This window comes from Acidimicrobiales bacterium (assembly GCA_035540975.1).
Lineage (GTDB): Bacteria > Actinomycetota > Acidimicrobiia > Acidimicrobiales.
In genome coordinates, this window is sequence record DATLFN010000042.1 from 17,707 (window position 1) to 39,577 (window position 21,871).

Genomic DNA, 21,871 nt, shown 5'->3' on the forward strand with positions numbered 1-21,871 from the left:
GGGGCTGTACCCGTCGGCCAGCACGTGGTGGCGCTCGGGGGTCGGTGTTGACGGCGGGCGGCGGCGTCGGCGTCGTGAGCGTCGGCGTTCCGCCGCCGGCTCGCCCTCCGCCGCTACCGTCGGCGGCGTGCTGGAGTCCGGGGCGGAGGCGACCTACGTGCCCGGCCCCTCCCAGCAGGGCTGGCTGGCGTTGTGGACGCCGGCGCCCGGGGCGCCCGTCGACGGGGGCGACGCCGGGCTCGAGCTCGTCGTCCCCGCCGGCACGCAGGCCCGCCGCAGGACGGTGCCGGTCCGCCGGCTGGCGCTGCGCGACGCCGTCGACGACCTGGTGTGCCTGCCCGCCACCGCCGACGTCTCCGCGTCGGTGCGGGCGTGGGCGGTGGCCGCCCGCCTGGCCGTGGACCTGGTTGCCCGGGGCCGCCTGGTGCCGAGCGTGGCGGCCGACGGCTCCGACGCCTGGATCCTCGGGCCGCTCGACGCCGCCGACGTCGCCCGCCGGGCGGAGCTGGTCGCCGCCCTCCCGCCCGCTGCCCACGCCCTCCCCGTCGCCGGGTCGAAGCCGCTGCGGGTGGCCTCGCCGGAGGCGGCCGTCGCCTCCTTCTCCGACGCCGTCGCCGACCTGTTGCCCCGCACGGCCGCCGCCCCGCTGGCCGCCGGCCATGCCGCTTTCGCCACCCCCGCCGCTCCGAGCACGCCGCCGCGCCGCGGTCCCCGCCCGTCTCCTCGGCGCGGTCGCCCGCCGGTGGGGCCGGTCGGGCCGGTCGGCGACCGCCTCGGCCCGGGCACCGGCCTGGCCGTCGCCGCCGACTGGCTGGCCGCCGTCGCCACCGGCGCGGGCGACGAGGCGGCGGTGTCGCTGCGCCTCGAGCCGCCCGAGCCGGCCGACGCCGACTTCGCCGCCGTGCTCCAGCTCCAGAGCCGGCGGGACCCGAGCCTGGTGATGAGCGCGGCCGACCTGTGGTCGGCGCCGGCGACGGTGGTCGCCCGCTTCGGCGACGAGGCGGAGACGGCGCTGCTGCTCTCGTTGCGCCGGGGCTCGCGGGTGTGGCGGCCGCTCGGGCGCCTGCTGGACGACGCCCGTCCCGAGCGCCTGGTGCTGGACGACGACGAGGCCGCCGACCTGCTCGGCCCCGTGGTGGACGACCTGGCCTCGGCCGGCGTCGAGGTGCTGTGGCCGGCCGACCTCCTGCGCCCGGTGGAGCTGCGCCCCCAGATCGCCACGCCCGCCCCGGCCGCCGTCACCGGGGCCGGGTTCACCCTGGCGTCGCTGTGCGAGCTGCGCTGGCGGGCCACCCTCGACGGCGAGGAGCTCACCGACGAGGAGCTGGCCGTCCTGGCCGAGGCCAAGCGCCCGGTGGTCCGCCTGCGGGGCCGGTGGGTCCGGGCCGACCCGGAGCGCCTCGGCCGCCTCCGCCGGCGGCACCGGATCGGCGCCGGCGCGGCGCTGGCCGCCGCCCTGGGCGGCGGCATCGACGTGGACGGCGAGCGGGTCGAGGCCGACGTGCTGGGCCCGCTGGCCGACCTGGCCGCCCGGCTGCGCACGGTCGCCCTGGACGGGCACGTCCCACCGGTCCCGCCCGACGGGCTCACCGCCACCCTTCGTCCCTACCAGCTGCGGGGCCTGGCTCCAGCCCGGCTGCTCGTGCCCCGACTGGGCCGACCCCTGCAAGCACTCGGCCGCCGTGTGCTACCTGGTGGCCGGCCTGCTCGACGAGGACCCGTTCCGCCTGCTCGAGCTGCGCGGCCGCCGCCGGCCCGACGTGCTGGCTGCCGTGCGCCGGGCCCGGGCCGGCGCGGCCGGCTCCGGTGGCGTCGGCGCCGGCCCCGCCAAGGGCCCGGCGCCGGGCGGCCGGGCGCCCGACGCCGGCGTGCCGGCCGCGGCGGCCTGGCGGCGCCCGCTCGGCGCCCTGCCGGCTGTCCCCCCGGCACCGGCGTCGCCGGGGCGGCCGGCGCCGTGGCACGCCGACCCGCCGCCGGCTGCGCCCTTCACCCCCGAGGGACTGCGCGCCCTGGTCGACGACGCCGCCCGCCGGGCCGCCGCCCTGGCTGCCGGCTCCGGCCGTTCCGGCCTCGACCTCGGCCCGGACGAGGACCTGGCCCGCCGGGCCGATGCCGTGCTCGAGTCAGGCGGCATCGCCGACCTGGCCCGCCGGGCCGGCGTCACGCCGACGTACCTGGTGGCCACTGCGCTGGCCTGGCGCCACGCCGGCGCCGACGGCCTGCGGGTGCTGGAGGAGGACGACTGGCGTCCCCCGACGGCAACGATGGCCGCCGCCCGGGAAGCCGTGCTGGCCGCCGGTCTCCCGGCCACCAAGGTGCGGGTACGCCAGAACCGGGTCGCCCTGGGGGCGGGCGAGGAGGTGCGCCTGTCCCGTGACGGCCGCTGGTACCGCTTCGCCAAGCGAGCCGGCCGCTGGGAGATCGTGGCGCCGCCCGCCGACGCTCCGGACGAGCTCGTCGACGTACCGGGCGCGTAGAAGCGCGTGCCCTTCTCCGGGCTGGGCCGAGCGGTACGGGGCGTTCCGGGCGTTCGGACCAGGAGGCTGCCCAGAGTGTTGTCGGGCGGCTCCATCGCTGCACAACGCCGGATCCTGGCTGTCGACATGCCGAGGAGCGGGCCGTTCATGCGGCAAGAACGGGCGATATTCGCCCATTTTTGCCGCATGAACAACGCCGTCCCATCGGGGAACTCGGCCGGCGAGTGCGACTGACGTGCCGATGTCTGGCGCCGCAGCCGCCGGATCGGCGGGCCGGAACTAGCGGCACGACGACCGGAGGGGTGACTACAATTCTAGTCATGTCGGAAGTCACGTTGCCGCTGGCGGAGATCAAGAAGCGGCTATCGGAGATCGTCGACGGCGTCCAGCAACGGCATGACCGCGTTGTCCTGACTCGCAACGGCCGTCCCGCAGCGGTGATCATGAGCCCTGAGGATCTGGAGGCGCTCGAAGAGACGCTCGACATTCTCTCGAACCCGGCGGCGATGCGTGAGATCCGCCGGGCGGAGCGTGAGGTCGAAGCCGGGAAGGTCGTCACGGGCGAGGAGCTCCGGGCCACCTACCTGAAGCGGTGAGCGAGTGGCGCCTGAGCGTCGCTACGTCGACAGAGCGAACGCTTTCCCGCTTGCCGGAGCGGATCGCCGCTGCCGTCGTGGAGTTCATGGTCGGACCGCTGGTCGAGACCCCAATCGTCGTCGGAAAGCCGCTCCAGCGTGAGCTCGAGGGCTACTGGTCGGCGCGGCGAGGCGCGTACCGGGTCATCTATCGCCTGGACGAAGACGAAGGGCTCGTGGTCGTGGTCCGCATCGAGCACCGAGGTGACGTGTTCCGCTCCCGCTGAGCACACGGAAACCGACGCCGACGTCACGGTCTCCTTCCCGGGACGTGCGTGCCACCCCTTGACCTATTCACGAGAGAAGGGATGGCCATGGCCATATCGTAGAGACCACAGGCGCCATCACGGGCGGAGTCGACGCCCACCTGGACGTCCACGTCACCGCCGCCCTCGATGCCAACGGCGGCGTCCTCGGCGTCGAGTCGTTCCCGACCACCACCCCGGCCTCGTCGACCTGTCGCAGTGGCTCAGCTCGTTCGGCACCCTCGAGCGCGTCGGCGTCGAGGGCACCGGCGGCTACGGGGCCGGACTGGCCCGCCACCCTGCGCAGCCTGGACGTGGCCGTCACCGAAGTCGACCGGCCCAACCGCCAGCTGCGCCGCAGCCAAGGCAAGTCCGACGAGCTCGACGCCGTGGAGGCCGGCCGGGCCGTGCTGTCGGGTCGAGCGAGCGGGATCGCCAAGAGCGCCGACGGCAATACGGAGGCCCCACTGGACCGCGATGTTACATGTAACATGTCCGCGTGACCGCTCCCGGGGAGGAATCGGACGTCAAGAACCGGGTGCGCGAGTACCGTCGCCGGCTTCGCGCCCAGGGACTTCGTCCCGTCCAGATCTGGGTGCCCGACGTGCGATCGCCGGAGTTCGCCAGCGAGGCACATCGACAGGCCGAAGCGGTGGCGGCGAGTGAGCTCGCCGAGGACGATCAGGCCTTCATCGACGCGCTGAGCACCGACGAGGGATGAGGCGCGGCGAGGTGTGGACGGCAGCCGCCGGCAGCGGGTACGCCGGCAAGCCGAGGCCCGTCGTCATCGTGCAGGACGACCGGTTCGACGCCACCGCGTCGGTGACGGTGTGCGCGTTCTCCACCGACCTCACTGAGGCGCCCCTGTTCCGGCTCCGCGTCGAGCCCGACGAGCTGAACGGGCTGCGCGAGCCCAGCAGCTTGATGGTCGACAAGCTCACCACCGTGCCCCGCTCCAAGCTCGGCACGCACGTCGGCCGTCTGAGCGACGAGGAGATGGTTCGCCTCGGTCGAGCCGTCCTGGTGTTCCTCGGGCTCGCTGGCTGACCCGCGCCGACGTGCCGCTCGGCGCTGCCCCGAACCAGCTGGCGGCGATGGTCGAGCGCCGGACAACCCGGCACACCGATCAACCGTTCGCGCTCGCGTCCAGGCTCGGGAGCCGGCAATTGGGCTGCCGCGCCGTCCGCGCCAAGCCCGATCACCGCGCCCGGACCATTCTTGCCGCATGAACAACGCCGCCCATCGGGGAACTCGGCAGGCCAGTGCGATCCGGAGGAGCCGTTGGCCAGCGGTCGGCGGGCGCGCCGACCGACCAGCTCGGTGCACCTTGAGACCTGCGGCGGGCGACCGAGAGCGGACCGACCGATAACGACACGGGAGACGGCTTGGTCGGCCGGGCCGCTGCATGGTCCGGAGGGCCGCCGCACTCCGGCACCGAGGCAGCGCCCGGAATCGAAATCAGGCCACCCGCCACCAGGGAGGTGCCCCGCCCGCCGGACACGGTTCACGCACCACCCGTCCCGTACCCCCTACGGCTGGCCACCCGCAATATCCACGAGAGCCGACACGCAGCCCGGGAGCGCGACCAGGCCGCCGGTGACGAGCGCGCCGCGCCCGGCGACCAGGGCGCGAGATGTTCCGAGGAACGCCGTGAGCGGGTTCACCCCGGCTGAGGCCGACGGCGATCGCGCCCACGATGACAAGGAGAACGACGACGGGCGCGGCGGGCAGCAGTACGGCGAGTGGCGCGCGTGCCGGGCGTCAGCGCGAGTCGCACGCAAAGAAGCCGGTTGAGGCGCTCAAGGGTCCGGTCGCACCGCCCTCGGAGGGACTCCCACCGGGCCCGTTCGGGTGCAGATAGACCGAGCCCTCGGAGCGCCGGAGCGGGCACGGTTTCGGGCATCAGCGCCCACGGGTAGGACGGGCGCGGCTGTCGATCGGGCGGCCCTGACGATGCAGAGAGCAGAGGTCACGATGAACCGGTGGACGGCGAGGGGCGCCTGGGCGCAGGGCGTCGGGCTGATGCTGCTGGCGGGGGCGACCGTCGTCGTCACACCGTCCTCCGCAGCGGCACAGGCGGCTGGCGTGGAGGGTGCGTTCTCGCTGATCCAGATGGTCCACACGACGTCGGCGCCGAGCGGGGGGACGGTGCCCGTTTCTCCCAACGCGTGGGACGGTGCCTCGTCCGGTGGGCCGTTCCGCTACTCGGGCATACCCTGCAACGGCAACGCGCCGGTCAACAACATCGCCACCGACCTCACGACCTACAACACCCGCCTGCCGGGGAGCCGGTCGCCGGCCTCCACCCGTATGCACCCACTCGAGTTCGACGCCACGCCTGAGGGACCGCCCGGGACGTTCAAGCTGGCCGGGCGGACGACGCTCACCGTCTGCCAGCTCCAGGGTGGGCCGACGCCGACGCCCGACCCCGTCCCCGACCCCAGCAAGGACAGGATCACCTTTACCTGGACGGCCATCGCGGAGAAGATCTCGACCGAGGAGGTGCGCTGGAGCGGGAGCTTCACGCTCACCGGCGGGACCGGCGTGTACGAGGACCTCACTGGCCAGGGGCGGATCAGCGGATACTTCTTCTGCTTCGACGCCCAGGGCTGCGCCTCGCTCGGCCAGTACCGCGACGGGCAGCTGGTGATGCAGGGGACCTACCGTGACCCGACCGTCCCCGGCGTCGCCGCCTCCACCGCTCCGCAGCTGCCGAGCCCGGCCCATGGCCGCGACACCTTTTCGCTGATGCAGATGGTCCACACCACCTCCGGGCCGAGCGGCTCGCAGGTCCCCGTCTCACCTGCGCCGTGGAACGGCACGAGCGCCGGCGGCCCCTTCCGTTACGCAGGGATCCCGTGCACGGGCAACGCGCCGGTCAACAACATCGCCACGAACCTCACCACGTACAACTCGCGGCTGCCGGGGAGCCGGTCGCCGGCCTCCACCCGGATGCACCCACTCGAGTTCGACGTGACGCCCCTTCCGGGAGGAACCTTCCGCCTCGACGGCACCGCCACCATGACGGTTTGCAAGCGCACCGGCGGCCCCACGGCGACGCCGGATCCGGTCGGCGACGAAGCCAAGGAGAAGATCTTCCTCACGTGGTCGGCTACGGCAGAGAGAACGTCGCCGGAGGAGATGCGCTGGCACGGTACGTTCACGGTCACCGGCGGCACGGGGACGTATCGCAACCTCTCCGGTCGAGGTGAGATCGGCGGCTACTTCTTCTGCTTCGCCGCCACGGGGTGCCAGGCGGCGGGCAGCTTCCAGGATGGGCAGTTCGCCATGCAGGGGGTGTTCTCGGCACCCAACGTCCCTGGCAACGGCTACTGGATGGTGGCGTCGGACGGCGGCGTGTTCACGTTCGGCGACTACCAGTTCTTCGGTTCGACCGGCGCACTTCGGCTCAACCGGCCGGTGGTCGGGTTGGCGGCGACTCCCGATCGGAGTGGCTACTGGTTGGTCGCCTCCGACGGCGGCGTCTTCGCCTTCGGCGACGCCCGGTTCTTCGGTTCCACGGGCAACCTGGCTCTCAACCGGCCCATCGTCGGGGCCGCCCCTACGCCCACGGGCGGCGGCTACTGGCTGGTCGCGTCCGACGGCGGCGTCTTCGCCTTCGGCGACGCCGGTTTCTTGGGCTCGACGGGCAACCTGGCTCTCAACCGGCCCATCGTCGGGATGGCTCCGACGCCCACGGGCGGCGGCTACTGGCTGGTGGCGTCCGACGGCGGCGTCTTCGCCTTCGGCGACGCCAGGTTCTTCGGTTCCACCGGAGCGCTGCGGCTCAACCAGCCGATCGTCGGGATGACGGCCACACCGTCCGCCAACGGCTACTGGCTGGTGGCCTCCGACGGCGGCGTCTTCGCCTTCGGCGACGCCAGGTTCTTCGGCTCCACCGGAGCACTGCGGCTCAACCGGCCGGTGCTCGGGACCTCATCATGAGACCCGCGCCAGGCGCGTGGCAGTGCCCACGCGTGGCGGTCCGTTCGTCGGCGCCCGAAGTTCCACCAACCACCGGGGTGAGGCCCGAGGAACGCCGAGCCTGACGGGCAGGTCGACCGGGCGCAGCAGCGGTCCAGCGGGGTGGTGGGGCCCGGCATGTGAGGAATCGGCGCACGTCGACGAGATGGCCACGAAGGCGTAGGCGCTCCCTTCGCCGGGGCGATCGAATTCCGCCTACCTTGTCCTACGCCTGCGAATACGTGCGCTGGTCGGCGGGTCGTGCAAGGGGCGCGAGGTCATGGCTGGGTCCTCCGGGGAACCGAACACCACCGTGAGCTCCACGAGCTACGCCCATCGCGGCGCGTTCCGGGTGGGTATCGCCGCCGTGACCGCCGGTGTGGCGCTGCACCTGCCCATGTACCTCGGGGCCCGTGAAATGGGCTACCGGCTGGAAGGCATGGCCGTCGACGCGCCCATGACCGTGGGGATGGTGCTGATCCTCATCGGGCTTGCCGCCACGGCCAGAGGACTGTTCCCCCGTACGGCCGGGCCAACGGGTCCTCCGGGGACGATCCGGGTCCGGGCCCTCGACGACACCAGGGTGCGTCCCGCGCACGTCGGGCTCCTCCTCGTCATGGCTGCCGCCGTGACGATCGACGTCATGAAGCCGACCACGCTCGCCTTCGTGGTGCCCGGCATGACCAAGGAGTACGGGCTGAAGTCGGCCCTGAACCCCGGTGGCGATGTGCCCGCCGCCCTGCTGCCCCTGGCCGGCATCGTCGGCACGGTGATCGGGTCCTTCGTGTGGGGCTGGCTCGGCGACCGGATCGGCCGGCGGGCCTCCATCCTCCTGGCGGGCGTGCTGTTCATCGCCACCGCGGTGTGCGGCTCCATGCCGTCCTACGCGCTCAACCTGGTGATGTGCCTGGTGATGGGCCTCGGGGTCGGCGGCATGCTGCCGATCACGTTCGCTCTGATGTCCGAGACCATCCCCGCTCGACACCGCGGCTGGGTGATGGTCCTCGTCGGCGGCGACGTGGCCGGTGCCTACGTACTGACCAGCTGGCTGTCCGAGATGCTCGTTCCCGACTACGGCTGGCGAATTCTGTGGCTGCTCGGTCTCCCGACCGGGTTGGCCCTCATCGCGCTCAACCGGTGGATACCGGAGTCGCCGAGGTTCCTCCTGGCCCAGGGGCGAGAGGCCGAGGCACAGGCGGTCATGGAACGCTACGGGGCGGTGGTGGAGCGCGGGGCGTCGTCCGAGCTCGCGGCCGACGCCGATGTCGCCGGCCGCTTCGGCCAGCTTCTCCGGCCCCCGTTGATCGGCCTGACCGCCGTCGTGGTGCTGTTCGGCCTGGGTGTCGGTTTGGTGACCTTCGGGTTCCAGCTGTGGATCCCCTCGAACCTCCAGGCCATCGGGTACACCGAGGCCTCCGCCAGCCGGCTGTTGCGTGACTCGGCGCTGCTGGGGTTCCCACTCAACTTCGTTGTTGCTTGGATGTACGGGGTGTGGAGCAGCAAGAAGACGATCGCGGCCCTCGGCGCCCTCACGGCGGCCGCCCTGGCCGGCTTCGCCGTTCTCGGCGAGTCGGTGGCAGAGAACCCGAGCGTGCTCCAGGCCCTGCTCGTCGTCCCCATCTGGGGCATCAGCTCCATCGTGGCCGTGCTGTTCGCCTACAGCGCCGAGGTGTTCCCCACCAAGGTGCGGTCTCGCGGAACCGGGCTGGCGGCGGCGGCGAGCAAGGCGGGCGGCGTGGTCGTGATCGCCCTGGTGGCTGCCGCGGTGGCGACGCCGAGCATCGCCGCCACCGCGCTCATCGGAGCGGTCCCCATGGCGGCTGCCGCACTGGCCGTCGCCGTCTTCGGCGTCGAGACGAAGCGCCGGCGGCTGGAGGAGATCACCGCCGAGGAGTTCGGCGTGGTGGCACAGGGATGAGCGCGGCGCAGGCGCGATGGCGCGGCGGCGACACCCTCCCCGCCGGCCCTGTCGCCCACGTCACCGGGCGGCGCCCCCACGGGCCGGCTCCCCGGCCCGAGCGGCGGCCATGAAGTCGCCGCCCGCCTCCGTGCGATCGGAGCAGCCGGCGGGGCACGGTGACGAGCCGGCGCGCACCGGCGATCGGCCGTCGTTGGCCAAGCGGCTGGCGACCGCCATGGCCCTCGGCGCGCTCGGGTTCTCCGCCCTCGTCGGCGGCAACGCCTTCGGAACCCGTGATCGGCTCTTCGGCGTCGACGTACGCGAGGCGAGGCCACCGGCGGCGGGTCGGGTCGTCGGCGGGACGACGGTGACCACCGCTCCCGATTCGACCACGCTGGTGCGTTCGTACCCGTGGTGGCAGGGCGTGACGTCGCTGGAAGGGGCGGGAACGACGCAGGTGCCCACCTTCGAGGTCGGCGACGACGCCATCCAGTGGCGGGTGAGAGCGACCTGCACCACGGGGCGGGTCGTCGTCGTCGATCCGTCGGGCCGCCGTCCCGTGCTGGACGCCCCGTGCCGTGGCGAGCCGAGCGACTACGGCATCTCGTCCCGGACCGGTCCGAAGAACCTGCGGGTCGTCGCCGAGGGACCGTGGCGGCTGGAGGTCGACCAGCAGGTCGACGTGCCGCTCGAGGAGCCCCCGCTGCCCGAGATGACCGCCCCCGGCACGACGGTGGTGGCCACCGGCGACTTCTACCGGATGGACCAGCACGGCGAGGGCACCATCACCGTCTACCGCCTCGGCGACGGCCGTCACGCGCTGCGACTCGACAAGTTCTTCGTGACGGCGAACATCGACCTGGAGATCCGACTGCACCCGCTGGAGGCGCCGCGCACCACGGCCGACTACCTCAGCGCCCCCGCCGCTCTGGCCGCCCCGCTTCCCATCACCGCCGGTTCGCTCAACTTCGTCCTCCCCGAGGACCTCGCTCCGACCGCGTACCGCTCGGTCGTCATCTGGTGCCCGATCATCGCCAGCGCGTACGCAGGCGCCACCCTGCGGCCGGTGGCCTGATGGCCCTCATCCAGACGCCGGTCCCGCCCGGCGATGCTGCGCCCGCCCTCCCCACCTTGTCGTTCCGTGGGCGGCGCATCCCCGTGGTACTGCCCAAACGGGGCGATCCGCGCCTGAAGCTCTCCGCCGTCATCATGACCCTCCAGGTGCTGGGCCAGACGCTGCTCGACTTCAAGGTGTCGATCGCCCAGATCCTGGTCACCATCGGGTTCTGTGCGCTCGTCGAGGTGGTGGCCACCTTCCGGCGCACCTCGGTCCTGGTGTGGCCGGCCAGCGCCATGCTGACGGGCAACAGCGTGGCGTTCATCCTCCGGGCGGCGGGCACCCGCCACGGCGACTGGTGGTCGCTCCACGGCATCGAGTGGTTCCTCCTCGCCGCCACCTTGTCGCTGCTGTCGAAGTACCTGATCCGCTTCGGCGCCAGGCACCTGTTCAACCCGTCGAACGTCGGGATCGTGTGGTGCCTCCTGGTGGTGGGGGCGCATCACGTCTTCCCCCAGTACCTGTGGTGGGGACCGAACCGCGTGGGCGTGGCGCTCGCCTATGCCGTGTGCCTGCTCGGCGGGGCGTGGATCCTCCGACCGATCCGGATGGTCCCCATGGCCGCCGCCTTCCTCGCCACCTTCGCGACCCTCGTCGGTGTGCTGGCGCTGGGCGGGCGCAGCTTCGTGGCCATCTGGCACGACGGTCCGATCGATGGGCTGTCCTACTGGACGAACATCGCGCTGTCGCCGGAGCTGCTCGTCTTCGTGTTCTTCATGATCTCCGATCCGCAGACGGCGCCGAAGTCGTCCCGGGGCCGTGTCGTGTACGGCGCCGGGACCGCCGCCATCGCCGCCGGACTGCTGTCGTTCCAGTCGACCGAGTTCGCCGTCAAGCTCGCCATCCTGTCGAGCCTGACCGTCGTGTGCGCGCTGGTGCCGCTCATCGAGAAGATGACGGAGCGCTCCCGCGTGCGCGTCCGCCGGTCGGAGTTGGAGTGGCGTCGCCTGGCGACCGCCGTCCGCAACCCGGTCGTGGTCGCCGTCCTCATCATCGCGGTGGCCGCCCCCGTCAACACCGCCGCACTGGCCGACGACGAGGACGTCCTGCTCATCGAGAGGGGCCTGGCGGGAAAGAACGCCCAGTAGGCCACGGAGGCGCCGTCGCTCCGAGCGGCGTCCGCCGGCCGTTCCCGTGGCGTCCACGTCGTCGGGCGCTCAGCGCCCCGCCGTGTGCTCCGGTGGGACAACGGCCGGGAGCGACGCGAGCCGACGCACGAGCGCCGTCCCGTTCCACCTTCGGCGGGCATCCCCGTGCGCGCACGCAGGACCGGCGCCGGTTTCGTGACCGATGAAGGTGTCGCGCCGATCCCGGTCCGTCATGGTCGACGCACCACGCCCAGCAACGGCCCCTCGGGCGTGGTGACGGCGATCTCGTGGACGTCTCGATCGGTCATGCGTTCGAGCACGCGTCGAGTGGTTCGTGGGCGCGTACCGTCGCCGGTCCGGGCTGCATGACCTGCTCCGCCCGGTTGGTCGGCGGGTGGTCGCCGGGCGGGATACGGCCGAGGAGTACGCGCTGGTCGTTGACCACCAGCACCGTGGCGGAGATCGTTCCGACGGCGGCTTCCGGCCCGCACGTGGGCGGATCGCGATCGGCCTCCTCCAGTGCCCGGCGCCGGCCCGGTTCGGGGCGCACGGTGGGCATCCCCGCTGCCAGCCAGTCCACCTTGCCCGCGGCGTAGTCGTACGCCTCGAAGCCGAATCGCTCGAGCCGCCACGCGGCCCGGGGGCTCATGTCTCACAGGGCTCCCAGCAGTAGACGACGGCCGGCCGGGTGCGGTCGAGCCCCTCGATGCGGTCGGCGCTCAGGGTCTTGAGCGGCAGGTGGATGGCATCGGGCAGATGCTCCTCGTCGAACTCGTCCTGCGGCAGCACCTCGACGAGCTGGGCACCGCGCCTCAGGAGGTGGACGACGGGGGTGGCGGCGGGTCGCATGGTGGGCTCGACCGCGCCGGCAACAGCCGCCTCGTGCCTCGGGCGGCAGCCGCCTACGTCAAGGCTCGGTGAGGGGGACGGCGTCCATGGCCGGCGTGGCGGCCTCGGTCGGTTCTCGCCAGTCCGTCGTCCGGACGAGCCAGAAGGCCAACGACAGCAGCACCACGGCGGCGGCCGAGCCGAGGGCCATGCGTTTCGCGTCGTAGGAGGCGCTCGCCCCGGCAGAGAAGCGGACCGGCATGAACGCCGACCGGACGAGGGCGCCGTCGCTCACCAGGCCGATGCCACAGCGGTTCCCGCGACGGCACGGGTGGCGCCCGGTGCCGACCTCTCCTGCGCTCACGGTGAAGGTGGTGGAGCCTCGCCCGTCGGGACCGACGACGAGCGGTGACTCCCGGGGCGATGTGTCGCAACGCTCGGCGACGGGAAGCCCGGGCGGCGCGCACTGGACCACGTCGAGGCGCGAACGAGGCGACACCCCGGCGACCGACACCCGCACCGTCTGGCCGTCCTCCAGTCCACCGTCGGGAGCGACGGTGAGCGTCGCCGCCTCCGGTGCCCGAGCGCCGAACACCAGGGCAACGGCGACCCGACGGTCGTCTTCGCCCCGGACCCACAGGAGGCACGGCGCGCCTCGATCGCAGCGATCCGCCGAGACGAGGTACTGGAAGCGCGCCGTCCCCCTCCCGTCGAAGCGCACCGGGAAGCGGTCTCGGCACGCTTCTCGTCCGGCCCGAGCGGCCGTGCACTGAGCCGCCTCGCCCGTGGTGTCGGCGACGAAGCCGCTGGCGCTGACGCGCAGCACGGTGGCGTCGGCGAGCTCGTCCACCACCTCGGCGGCGGGGACGAACTCGTCCTCTGCCCAAGCCGCCACCCGCACGTCGGGCCCGTAAGCCGGCGCCCCGCCGCGCCGCCCCGGCACCGTTGCCGGCGCACCGTCGGATGCCGGGGGGGCCGCGGTGGTCGTCGACGACGAGGTCGGCGTTCCCCCTCGGGGCTCGCCCGACGCCGCGCCGGGGTCTTCCCCACCGCCGCGCACGCCGAAGAGCACCACCGCGGCGAGGACGGTGAGACCGATGACCACGAACACGCCGAGCAGGGCGAGGCCCGGCAGGATCGACGCCAAGCCGCCGCGCCGCCTCCCGTCACCCATGCCGAGGGCGGCACCTCCCCCGAGCGCGACGACGGCCACGACCACCGCCACCAGCGCCACCAGGACGATCAGCATCGCCGCGCCGACAGCTCCTCAGGCCTCCGCCGGGCCGGGAGGCGTCGGCGGCGGCGGTGGCACGGGGGCGGGCGCCGCCTGCGGGCCGGGCGACGCCGGTGGCGGCGGGGGACCTCCCGGCCATGCCGGCGGCGTGCCCTCGTCCAGGCGACGGTTCAGGGTCAGCAGCCGGCCCATGATGGGCAGGGCGAGCAGGTTGATGCCGTGCAACAGCCCGATGATGAGCAGGATGCCGCCGAGGCGGGCCGTCTCGTGCTGGAGCTGCTGGGCGTTCACCGTCTGCTCCCACGTGCCCTTGGGCTCGAAGCTGACGGTGAACAGGATGTAGGCGAAGAAGATCAGGTAGTAGGCGAAGTCGGTCAGGGCGATGAAACTCTTCCCCGTCCTCGGGTTCGCCCTGAACACGTCGGCCGCGTAGCTCTTGCCGAAGCGCTTGATGAGCGGGCCGAGCCACAGGGCGATGCCGACCAGCCCCGCGGTGGCGATCAACTCCAGGATCCACCAGTCCATCAGAACCTCTCCTTGTCGTATGTCGGTGACGGCGGCGACCACGGCGCCGAGGGCGCCGAGGAGGCAGGCGACCACGCCGAGGCGTCGCCGTCGTTGGCGCCGGAGACGGCGGTCGTCCTCGATGCTCAGCTGCACCCGGGCGAACAGGTCGGCACTCTCGTCGACCGCGCCTGCGCCTTCGACGAGCGCCTCGCGCAGGCGTTCCTCGACGGCGCTCACCGGGCGACCCCCTCCAGCTCGTCGTCGGCCTCGTCGGGTGCGGCGAGGCGGCGCTCGAGGCCGGCCAACCCCCTTTGCAGATGGGTCTTCACGGAGTTTGGCGACAGCGAAAGGGTGTCGGCGATGGCCTCGATGCCGAGCTCGTGGTAGTAGCGCAGGACCAGGCAGTCGCGCTGGCGGTGGGGCAGGTCACGGAGGGCGTCGAGGACGCGGCGCTGGTCGTCGCGCACGGCGATCTCGTCCTCCACCGAGGCGCGGCGGTCGTCGAAGGGCAGGTGGTGGCGGAGCGACACCAGTCCTCGCCGGTTGTGGTCGCGGGCCAGGTTCAACACGATGGAGCGCAGGTAGGCGGCGGCCCGGCTGGGGTCCCGGATGTCGCCGGCCGAGCGGGCCAGGCGGATGAACGCCTCCTGCACGAGGTCCTCGGCCGCGTTGCGGTCGTCGACGAACAGCCGGGCCAGGCGCACCAGCGACGACCCCTCCTGGCGGAAGAGCCGCACCACCAGCTCGTCGGGGTCGACGGCCACCGCCGCCCCGGTGGCGACCGCCATGGGGCGGAGGGCGCCCGACGGCACGGCGATCCCGTCGGCCCCGCTCGTGGCCAGGACGACCGGGACGCGGCAGGCGGCGACCAGCGCGTCGGCGAGGGCGGCCCCTACCGCCTCGAGTCGACGCCCGGGAGGGTCCCTCGGCCTCAGTGCGCGCACCGCCGCCGATTCTGGTGCACGTCAGGCGCCGGCGATGTCATGGCGTCGGAACCGGGCCCCGCTCACCACGGCCAGGGCGGCGGCGTAGGCGGTCACGGTGGCCAGCGCGACCAACGGCGCCCGGGAGAAGCCGGAGTCCTCCAGCTGCGCCCACGTCAACAGCACGCTCGTGTTCTCCCCGATCAGCAGTGGGCGGAGATCCGGCGCGAAGTTGCGGACCAGGTTCTCGCCCACCGCCATCCAACCCCATCCGGCGACCAGGGCGGCCGTGGTGTTGCGCCCCAGGGTCGCCAGCGACGCGCCCACCACCGTGGCCACCCCGCTCAGCAGGGAGATCCGGGCCATGGCGGCCGCCAGCGACGCCCACCACGCGCCGTCGACGCCCGAGGCGGTGCCGTGAGCGATAACGGCCGGCACGAACGAGGCGAGGAACAGCGCCTGGAGAACGAACGAGACCACCACGGCGAGCACGGCGCAGGCGGCCAGGCGGGCAGCATGCAGTCGTACCCGCCGTGGCTCCCAGGTCAGGACGGTGGTGACGGTGCCGGCACGCCACTCCGCACCCGTCACCGAGGCACCCCCGATGAGACCGCCCATGGCGAGGAAGAAGGCGGCGACGAGCAGGAGCCCGTTGCCGGATCCGGCCACCCACCACTGGCGCATGACGGCCGGGCTCTCCTGGCCTTCGGCCTGCATCCGCGCCAGGTCGACCCCGGCGCTGCTGGTGAAGGCGATGACGCCCGCCGCCACCACGCCCACCAGGCCGAGGCCGATCAGCGCCCAGGTGACGCGGCGGTGCAACGCCCGTCGCATCTCGATCCAGACCAGCCTCATGCCGCCTCCTCGCGCGTCTCGGCGGTGAGCCGGAGGAACAGCTCCTCCAGGGTCACCTCGTCACAGCGCAGCTCACTGGCCCACACCCCGGATTCCGCCAGCGCACGGTTGATCGCCGCACCACGCCCGGTCGGCGCGTCGACCCGGAGATGGTCGCCGACCCGCTCGGCGGTGAAGCCGGCCCGGGCCAGGATGCGGCGCCCGGCATCGAGGTCGTCCATCCGGACCACCACGGCCGCTGGCCCGGCGCCGGCCAGCACCTGGCGGACGGGGCCGGCGGCGACGCAGCGGCCGGCCCGCAGGATCGCCACCGAGTCGCAGGTCTGTTCGACCTCGCTCAGCAGGTGGCTCGAGACGAACACCGTGCGGCCCTCTGCTCCGAGGCGGCGCAGCAGCACGCGGATCTCCCGAATGCCGGCAGGGTCGAGCCCGTTGGCCGGCTCGTCGAGCACCAGCAGCTCGGGGTCCTTGAGCAGGGCGGCGGCCAGGCCGAGGCGCTGGCGCATTCCGAGCGAGTAGCGCTTGACCGCGTCCCCGGCCCGGTGCTCGAGCCCCACCTCGGCCAGCACGTCGTCCACCCGGCGTCGCCCGATCCCGTCCAGGGCGGCGAGCAGCCGGAGGTTCTCCCGTCCCGTCATGGTGGGGAACAGGGCGGGTGCCTCCACGATGGCGCCCACCCGGCCCATGGTGCCGGCCAGGCCCTCCGGCACCGGGCGACCCAGGAGCGAGACGCCCCCGGCGGTGGGGCGGACCAGTCCGAGCAGGCAGCGGATGGTGGTGGTCTTCCCCGAACCGTTCGGCCCGAGGAAGCCGAACACGCCTCCTGACGGTACGGCCAGATCGAGGCCGTCGAGGGCCACCGAGGGTCGGCCCCGGAGGCGCCGGTAGACCTTGCGGAGTCCTTCGATCTCGATCACGTCCACGCTCACAGCCCTCGTCCTTTCGCAGGTTTCCCGGAGCCGGAGGCCGGGGCCGGAGCTGCTCCGGCCCCGCCCCCGGGTCCCGTCACGGCTGGGCGTTGACGTACTGGCCCGTGGCCCCCGGGCCCCGGCAGGGATCAGCGGCGCTGCCCATGACCTCGAGGCGCTGCACATCGCCGGCGGCGCCCTTGTGCACCAGCACGTGCAGCGGATGGTTGCGGTCCGTGGCCGGGTTCACGTCCACGTTGGGGTTGTGTTCGAAGATCCCCGTCCCGCTCAGGTCGAGCTCGCTCTCCGCTCCGTTGGCGGCGAGGATCACGCAATCCCCGTTCGCCAGAACTCGCACGTGGGTGTGCGACGCCGACGCCGGGCCTCCCCACAGCACCACCGCGCCCAGTGCGATCCCCGCCCCTACGACGAACCTGCGTCTCATGTGACCCGCTCCCCTTCGGTTGGTGGACAGCCCGTTGGCCGTCCGATGCGCTGACTGACGAGCGACTCGTCCTCGCGGGTGACAGCGACGAAGGGAAACTTCCGCTGAGGACCTCGTCGAACGGGCCACGGCCTCCACGACGCCTGGAGGTGGCGGAGGTCGTGGAGCCGAGCTCACGCCACGGCGTGGGCGCCCCCGGCAGGACTCGAACCTGCGACGCACGGTTTAGGAAACCGACGCTCTATCCTCTGAGCTACGGGGGCCGACTCGTCCGCGTCACGGAGCGCCCGGAGCGGCGGACCACCCAGGGTACCGACCCCCACCCGCGGCATTCCGCCCGTTCCGCGCACGCAGGCCCGGAAAGGGATGCGATGCTTGGGGCGACGACGCCGCCCCCAGGGAGAGGATCGTGGAGAAGCCCCCGGCCCCAACCCGACCGGAGCCGCCGCCCGGGCGGCCCTACCTGCCGCCGCCAGACATCTTCGTCCTCCCGCCCCGGCCCGGCTCCTACCCCCTGTCCCGCGGCGCCAAGGAGCGCAAGCTCGAGCGCAGCGACCAGTACGACCGGCGGGCGGTCGTCACCGCCTACGAGGAGCTCACGTCCACGGGCACCGTCCGCCTCACCTTCGAGGTCGTCGACGAGTTCGCCTTCGCCCACAAGCCCGGCTACTTCGTGGGCATCCGCACCGAGATCCCGGGCAAGGGCGTGCGCCGCAGCCCGTACTGCATCGTCTCCCCGCCCGACGGCGGGCGCACCTTCCGCCTCCTCGTCCGGCTCGTCCCGGAGGGCCCGGTGTCGGTGTACCTTTCCGGGCTGAAGGCCGGCGACGAGATCACCTTCCGGGGACCGAGCGGGTCCTCCATGCTGCCCAAGGACGACGGCACCGAGCTGGTTCTGCTGGCCACGGGGGTGGGCATCGGCCCCCTCCTCGGCCTCTCGCAATACCTCCTGCCCCAGGGGTTCGACCGCCGGATCCGGCTCTACTGGGGGCTGCGGCTGGCCGAGGACGTGTGCCTGCTGCCCGAGCTCGACGAGCTGGCCGCCGCGTACCCCAACTTCTCCTACGACATCTCGCTCTCCCAGCCGCCCGACGGCTGGACGGGCCTGCGGGGGCGCATCACCGAGACGGTGCCCCCCCTGCTGCCCACCCTGGGCGACAAGCACTTCTACCTGGTGGGCAACGGGGAGATGATCGAGGACATGGGCTGCGCCCTGTCGGACATGGGCGTCGACGAGCTGCGCATCCAGACCGAGACGTACTTCAACGTCCGCTACCGCCCCGCCCCCGCCACGGTGGCCGCCGTGCGCGATCGTTTCGTCGCCGGTGACCTGTTCACGCCCTACGCCCACCGGGCGGCGGACGGGTTCCTCCCCGAGCGCCCGGCGTCCCGGCGCCGCCGGCGGGCCGGCCGCTGACCACCGGCTGAACCCGCCGCCGAACCAACCCGGCGAACCAACCCGGCGAACCACCCGCGGGACCGGTCAGGCGGGCCCGGGCAGCCTCCCCGAATCAGTCCCCGCGACACCTTTGGGATCGGCGCCACGCGTCGACTGAAGCGGCATGGGCCGTCACACCGGGCACCGTAGCGCCGCCCTCACCCTCGTCCCGACGGAGGGGCCCCCACTCCCGCCGTTCGCGCCTCTGGACGACGCCGGCGACCTGTTCGTCGTCCTGCTCGACTCGGCGCCCGACGCCGCCGTGGTCGCCGATGCCGGCGGGCGCATGGTCCTGGTCAACAGCCAGACCGAGCGCCTCTTCGGCTACCGCCGCGAGGAGCTCGAAGGCCAGCCGGTCGAAGTGCTCGTCCCGGTGCGGTTCCGGAGCGGGCACGTCGACCACCGCCAGGGCTTTCTGGGTGGGACCGGGGCGCCGATGAACGGCCCGAGCGGGAGATCACCGCGATGCGCCGGGACGGCTCGGAGTCCCGGTCGAAGCCTCCCTCAGCGTCATCGAGACGCCCTCGGGCACCCTGGCCATGGCCTTTCTCCGCGACGTCACCGCCCGCCAGGCGAGCGAGGCCCGGGTCCGCCGCAGCGAGGCCCGCTTCCGGGCCCTCCTCGATCGGCGCCCGACGCGGCGGTGATCGCCGACGCCGACGGCGTCACGGTGCTGGTCAACGGCCAGACCGAGCGGCTGTTCGGCACTCCCGGGACGAGCTGGTCGGCCAGCTCGTGGAGATCCTGCTCCCCGGGCATCTGCGCCGAGCCCACGTCGGCCACCGGGAGCGCTACCTGCGGGAGCCGACGTCGCGCGTCATGGGCGCCGGGCTGGAGTTGTCCGGCCGCCGCGAGGACGTCACCGAGCTCCCCGTCGACATCCCCCTCAGCGGCCTCGAGACGGCCGAGGGCCTGCTGTCCATGACCTTCATCCGCGACGTCACCTCCCGCACGGAGAACGAGGACGCCCTCACCTACCAGGCCATGCACGACGCCTCACCGGCCTCCCCAACCGGGCTCTGCTGGTCGACCGGCTGGACCAGGCCCTCCAGCGGGGCCGGCGCACGGGGTCGATGCTGGGCGTGCTGTTCCTCGACGTCGGCCACTTCAAGGTCGTCAACGACGGCCGCGGCCACGCCGCCGGCGACCAGCTGCTGGTGGCGCTGGCCCGCCGCCTGCGGTCGGTGGTCCGCCCGAGCGACACCGTCGCCCGCTTCGGCGGCGACGAGTTCGTGGTGATGGGCGAGGACCTCTCCGGGGAGGATGCCGTCCGGCTGAGCGAGCGCCTTCTCGGGTGCATCGCCGAGCCGATCGAGCTGGACGGCCTCGAGCTGTCGGTCACCGTGAGCCTCGGCGTGGCCGTGGCCGGTTCCGAGGCGACGGCCGACTGCCTCCTGCGCGACACCGACACCGCCATGTACCGCGCCAAGGAGACCGGGCGGGGGCACGTCGAGATGTTCGACCAGATCCTGCGCCACCGGGCCGACCACCGCCTGGAGGTCGCCGGCGCTCTGCGAGCGCGACGAGACGTCGGTCGTCGACCAGCCGGTGGTCTCGCTCCGGGACGGCGCCGTGGCCCTCCTCCGCTGGCGCCACCCGGTATGGGGTGAGGCCCCGCCGAGCCGCTTCGTGCGCACGGCCGAGGAGACGGGCCAGATCGTCCCCATCGGCTCGTGGGTCATCGAGCAGGCCTGCCGCCAGGCAGCCCGGTGGCGCGCCGCCAGGCCGGGGGGCCCGCCGCTGTGGGTCTCGGTGACCTGTCGGCCCGCCAGATGCTGGTGCCGTCGCTGGTCGGCACCGTGGCCGACGTCCTCCGACGCACCGGCGTCGACGCCTCGATGCTCCAGCTCGAGGTGACCGAGACGGTCGTGATGGACGACGTGGACCACTTCCACGAGGTGCTGTCCCGGCTGCGGGCGCTCGGCATCCACCTGTCGATGGACGACTTCGGGACCGGCTACTCCTCGATCCGCCACCTGCGGGAGTCCCGCTCGACGCCTTGAAGGTGGACCGCGCCTTCGTGGCGGGGCTGAACGGCCCCGGCCACGACGCCTCCATCGTGGCCGCCGCCGCCGGCATGGCGCCGGCCCTGGGCCTGGCCGTGCTGGCCGAGGGCGTGGAGACGCCCGACCAGCTGCCCGAGGTCCGCCGGCTCGGGTGCGACTTGGCCCAGGGGTTCTTCATCACCCCGCCGCTTCCGTCCGGTCCCATGCTCGCCCTGGTGGCCGACGCCGGCTGACCGAGCCCGCCGCCCCGGCTGGACGGGGCGGACGGTGGGTACGACACCGCCATGACCGTGGCGTCGCTGGTGTTCGCCGTCGCCGTGGCCGCCGTCGGGCCGCTGCTCGACCAGGCGGCCGGTGAGCTGCGCCGGGACCCGGTGTACGTCTCCCCCGACGCCGAGCCGGCCCGGTCGCTGTCCGAGGGTGACGCCTCCGAGCTGCGCCGGCGCATAGGGTCCGCCGGGCGGCCGGTGTTCGTGGCCGTGCTCCCCGACGCCGCCGCCGACGAGGCGGGAGGGCTGGACCGGCTGCCCTCGTCGCTGGGGGAGGCGACCGGCCTGCGGGGCACCTACGCCGTGGTGACCGGGCAGGGCTTCCGCGCCGCCAGCAACGACCTGCCCGCCGGCGTCGCCGGCTCGCTGGCCACGTCGGCGTTCCAGGCCGAGCGCGACAACGGCACGGCGGCGGTGCTCGAGGCGTTCGTGGCCCGGGTCGACGCCTTCGCCGGGGACCCCGCCGGGTCGGAGGCGCCGGCGACCGAGTCGCCCTCGTCGGGCGAAGGCGGGTCGTCCGTCCTGCCCCTGCTGCTGGTGGGCGGCGCCGTCGGAGGGGGGCTGTGGGCGATGAGCAGGCGGCGCAGGGAGGTGTCGGCGACCCTGGCCGCCATGGAGGGCGACCGGGAGGACCTGCGGGCCGAGCTGGCCGTCCTGGCCGACGACGTGATGCGGCTCGAGGACGACGTCGCCATCTCCCCCGACTCCCGCGAAGACTACGAGGCGGGCGTGGCCCGCTACCGCTGGGCCCAGGTGGCGATCGACGCCGTCGACTCGCCCGACGACATCCCCCGCGTGCGCCGGGCCCTGGCCGAGGGGGCATACGCCGTGGCCCGGGCCCGGGCCATCGTGCGGGGCGACCCGCCGCCTCCGCCACCGGCCGAGCTCACCCGCCCCGGCCCCTACGGGGAGCCGGCCGTCGAGCTCGACGACGAGCGGCGGCCCGTCTATTCCGGCTTCGGCGGCGGTTGGGGCGGTGGCGGATTCTTCGGCGGCAACGGGCTGTTCGCCGGGATCCTGCTCGGCCAGATGC

22 protein-coding genes, 1 tRNA gene and 2 pseudogenes are annotated in these 21,871 nt (G+C 73.4%); 14 read left to right on the forward strand and 11 right to left on the reverse strand.

Going from position 1 to position 21,871, the window contains the following annotated elements:
• Positions 1 to 153: 153 nt before the first annotated feature.
• The gene (locus tag VM242_05300) at positions 154 to 1,314 is read right to left on the reverse strand and encodes a hypothetical protein (GenBank protein ID HVM04569.1); all 1,161 of its coding nucleotides are present in this window, start codon (positions 1,312 to 1,314) and stop codon (positions 154 to 156) included.
• A gap of 368 nt (positions 1,315 to 1,682) precedes the next feature.
• On the opposite strand from VM242_05300, the gene VM242_05305 reads away from it, so the two are divergent.
• From VM242_05305 to VM242_05350, 10 genes are all read left to right on the forward strand, one after another.
• Entirely contained in the window at positions 1,683 to 2,477 is a 795-nt protein-coding gene (locus VM242_05305) for a hypothetical protein (GenBank protein HVM04570.1), read from the forward strand.
• A 320-nt stretch (positions 2,478 to 2,797) separates the two neighbouring features.
• Positions 2,798 to 3,073 carry a type II toxin-antitoxin system Phd/YefM family antitoxin gene (locus VM242_05310; GenBank protein HVM04571.1) on the forward strand — a complete coding sequence of 92 codons (276 nt, stop codon included), beginning with the start codon at positions 2,798 to 2,800 and terminating at the stop codon, positions 3,071 to 3,073.
• Positions 3,074 to 3,123: 50 nt separating this feature from the next.
• Positions 3,124 to 3,339 (forward strand): type II toxin-antitoxin system RelE/ParE family toxin, encoded by a 216-nt coding sequence (locus tag VM242_05315; GenBank protein ID HVM04572.1) that lies wholly within the window; start codon positions 3,124 to 3,126, stop codon positions 3,337 to 3,339.
• 332 nt (positions 3,340 to 3,671) lie between these two features.
• Positions 3,672 to 3,860 carry a hypothetical protein gene (locus tag VM242_05320; GenBank protein HVM04573.1) on the forward strand — a complete coding sequence of 63 codons (189 nt, stop codon included), beginning with the start codon at positions 3,672 to 3,674 and terminating at the stop codon, positions 3,858 to 3,860.
• Positions 3,857 to 4,078: an antitoxin MazE family protein gene (locus tag VM242_05325; protein HVM04574.1), complete on the forward strand. Its 222-nt coding sequence runs from the start codon at positions 3,857 to 3,859 to the stop codon at positions 4,076 to 4,078. Before VM242_05320 ends, VM242_05325 begins: the two co-directional genes overlap by 4 nt.
• Positions 4,075 to 4,404, forward strand: a complete 330-nt coding sequence (locus VM242_05330) for a type II toxin-antitoxin system PemK/MazF family toxin (GenBank protein ID HVM04575.1) — start codon at positions 4,075 to 4,077, stop codon at positions 4,402 to 4,404. The genes VM242_05325 and VM242_05330 overlap by 4 nt, the downstream gene beginning before the upstream one ends.
• Before the next feature lie 927 nt (positions 4,405 to 5,331).
• Positions 5,332 to 7,302 (forward strand): hypothetical protein, encoded by a 1,971-nt coding sequence (locus tag VM242_05335; protein ID HVM04576.1) that lies wholly within the window; start codon positions 5,332 to 5,334, stop codon positions 7,300 to 7,302.
• 331 nt (positions 7,303 to 7,633) lie between these two features.
• Complete coding sequence (locus VM242_05340) at positions 7,634 to 9,238, forward strand: MFS transporter (GenBank protein ID HVM04577.1); 1,605 nt, start codon at positions 7,634 to 7,636, stop codon at positions 9,236 to 9,238.
• Between the two features lie 109 nt (positions 9,239 to 9,347).
• Positions 9,348 to 10,295 (forward strand): DM13 domain-containing protein, encoded by a 948-nt coding sequence (locus VM242_05345; GenBank protein HVM04578.1) that lies wholly within the window; start codon positions 9,348 to 9,350, stop codon positions 10,293 to 10,295.
• Complete coding sequence (locus tag VM242_05350; GenBank protein HVM04579.1) at positions 10,295 to 11,425, forward strand: RnfABCDGE type electron transport complex subunit D; 1,131 nt, start codon at positions 10,295 to 10,297, stop codon at positions 11,423 to 11,425. The genes VM242_05345 and VM242_05350 overlap by 1 nt, the downstream gene beginning before the upstream one ends.
• Before the next feature lie 304 nt (positions 11,426 to 11,729).
• Here VM242_05350 and VM242_05355 read toward each other — a convergent pair whose 3' ends face one another.
• The 9 genes from VM242_05355 to VM242_05395 all read right to left on the reverse strand — a co-directional run bounded on the left by VM242_05355 (position 11,730) and on the right by VM242_05395 (position 17,388).
• Positions 11,730 to 12,074 carry a hypothetical protein gene (locus VM242_05355; GenBank protein ID HVM04580.1) on the reverse strand — a complete coding sequence of 115 codons (345 nt, stop codon included), beginning with the start codon at positions 12,072 to 12,074 and terminating at the stop codon, positions 11,730 to 11,732.
• Positions 12,071 to 12,274, reverse strand: a complete 204-nt coding sequence (locus VM242_05360) for a rhodanese-like domain-containing protein (protein ID HVM04581.1) — start codon at positions 12,272 to 12,274, stop codon at positions 12,071 to 12,073. The genes VM242_05355 and VM242_05360 overlap by 4 nt, the downstream gene beginning before the upstream one ends.
• A gap of 58 nt (positions 12,275 to 12,332) precedes the next feature.
• Entirely contained in the window at positions 12,333 to 13,502 is a 1,170-nt protein-coding gene (locus VM242_05365; GenBank protein ID HVM04582.1) for a neocarzinostatin apoprotein domain-containing protein, read from the reverse strand.
• 18 nt (positions 13,503 to 13,520) lie between these two features.
• Positions 13,521 to 14,231 (reverse strand): hypothetical protein, encoded by a 711-nt coding sequence (locus VM242_05370; protein HVM04583.1) that lies wholly within the window; start codon positions 14,229 to 14,231, stop codon positions 13,521 to 13,523.
• Entirely contained in the window at positions 14,228 to 14,938 is a 711-nt protein-coding gene (locus tag VM242_05375) for a sigma-70 family RNA polymerase sigma factor (protein ID HVM04584.1), read from the reverse strand. Before VM242_05375 ends, VM242_05370 begins: the two co-directional genes overlap by 4 nt.
• A 21-nt stretch (positions 14,939 to 14,959) precedes the next feature.
• Positions 14,960 to 15,772: a hypothetical protein gene (locus tag VM242_05380; GenBank protein ID HVM04585.1), complete on the reverse strand. Its 813-nt coding sequence runs from the start codon at positions 15,770 to 15,772 to the stop codon at positions 14,960 to 14,962.
• A complete protein-coding gene (locus VM242_05385) occupies positions 15,769 to 16,701 on the reverse strand; it encodes an ABC transporter ATP-binding protein (protein HVM04586.1) in 933 nt (310 codons plus the stop codon). The genes VM242_05380 and VM242_05385 overlap by 4 nt, the downstream gene beginning before the upstream one ends.
• A gap of 76 nt (positions 16,702 to 16,777) precedes the next feature.
• A complete protein-coding gene (locus VM242_05390; protein HVM04587.1) occupies positions 16,778 to 17,125 on the reverse strand; it encodes a hypothetical protein in 348 nt (115 codons plus the stop codon).
• Positions 17,126 to 17,315: 190 nt separating this feature from the next.
• Positions 17,316 to 17,388: transfer RNA gene (locus VM242_05395), tRNA-Arg, on the reverse strand.
• 146 nt (positions 17,389 to 17,534) lie between these two features.
• Between VM242_05395 and VM242_05400 the strand changes: the two genes are divergently transcribed.
• Entirely contained in the window at positions 17,535 to 18,542 is a 1,008-nt protein-coding gene (locus VM242_05400) for an FAD-binding oxidoreductase (protein ID HVM04588.1), read from the forward strand.
• A gap of 94 nt (positions 18,543 to 18,636) precedes the next feature.
• On the opposite strand, the gene VM242_05405 is transcribed toward VM242_05400, so the two are convergent.
• Entirely contained in the window at positions 18,637 to 18,966 is a 330-nt protein-coding gene (locus VM242_05405; GenBank protein ID HVM04589.1) for a hypothetical protein, read from the reverse strand.
• 601 nt (positions 18,967 to 19,567) lie between these two features.
• Between VM242_05405 and VM242_05410 the strand changes: the two are divergent.
• The 3 genes and pseudogenes from VM242_05410 to VM242_05420 form a co-directional block, all read left to right on the forward strand.
• A pseudogene (locus VM242_05410) lies at positions 19,568 to 20,173 on the forward strand (GGDEF domain-containing protein).
• Positions 20,136 to 20,802: pseudogene (locus VM242_05415) on the forward strand (EAL domain-containing protein). Before VM242_05410 ends, VM242_05415 begins: the two co-directional pseudogenes overlap by 38 nt.
• Positions 20,803 to 20,853: 51 nt before the next feature.
• A partial coding sequence (locus tag VM242_05420; protein HVM04590.1) for a hypothetical protein occupies positions 20,854 to 21,871 on the forward strand: 1,018 nt, incomplete at its 3' end.

Excerpts from the sequence above, each read along its gene's own strand:
- VM242_05310 (HVM04571.1), top strand. The coding sequence starts at position 2,798 with ATGTCGGAAGTCACGTTGCCGCTGGCGGAGATCAAGAAGCGGCTATCG.
- VM242_05330 (HVM04575.1), top strand. The coding sequence starts at position 4,075 with ATGAGGCGCGGCGAGGTGTGGACGGCAGCCGCCGGCAGCGGGTACGCC.
- VM242_05335 (HVM04576.1), top strand. The coding sequence starts at position 5,332 with ATGAACCGGTGGACGGCGAGGGGCGCCTGGGCGCAGGGCGTCGGGCTG.
- VM242_05345 (HVM04578.1), top strand. The coding sequence starts at position 9,348 with ATGAAGTCGCCGCCCGCCTCCGTGCGATCGGAGCAGCCGGCGGGGCAC.
- VM242_05350 (HVM04579.1), top strand. The coding sequence starts at position 10,295 with ATGGCCCTCATCCAGACGCCGGTCCCGCCCGGCGATGCTGCGCCCGCC.
- VM242_05355 (HVM04580.1), bottom strand. The coding sequence starts at position 12,074 with ATGAGCCCCCGGGCCGCGTGGCGGCTCGAGCGATTCGGCTTCGAGGCG.
- VM242_05360 (HVM04581.1), bottom strand. The coding sequence starts at position 12,274 with ATGCGACCCGCCGCCACCCCCGTCGTCCACCTCCTGAGGCGCGGTGCC.
- VM242_05365 (HVM04582.1), bottom strand. The coding sequence starts at position 13,502 with ATGCTGATCGTCCTGGTGGCGCTGGTGGCGGTGGTCGTGGCCGTCGTC.
- VM242_05380 (HVM04585.1), bottom strand. The coding sequence starts at position 15,772 with ATGAGGCTGGTCTGGATCGAGATGCGACGGGCGTTGCACCGCCGCGTC.
- VM242_05390 (HVM04587.1), bottom strand. The coding sequence starts at position 17,125 with ATGAGACGCAGGTTCGTCGTAGGGGCGGGGATCGCACTGGGCGCGGTG.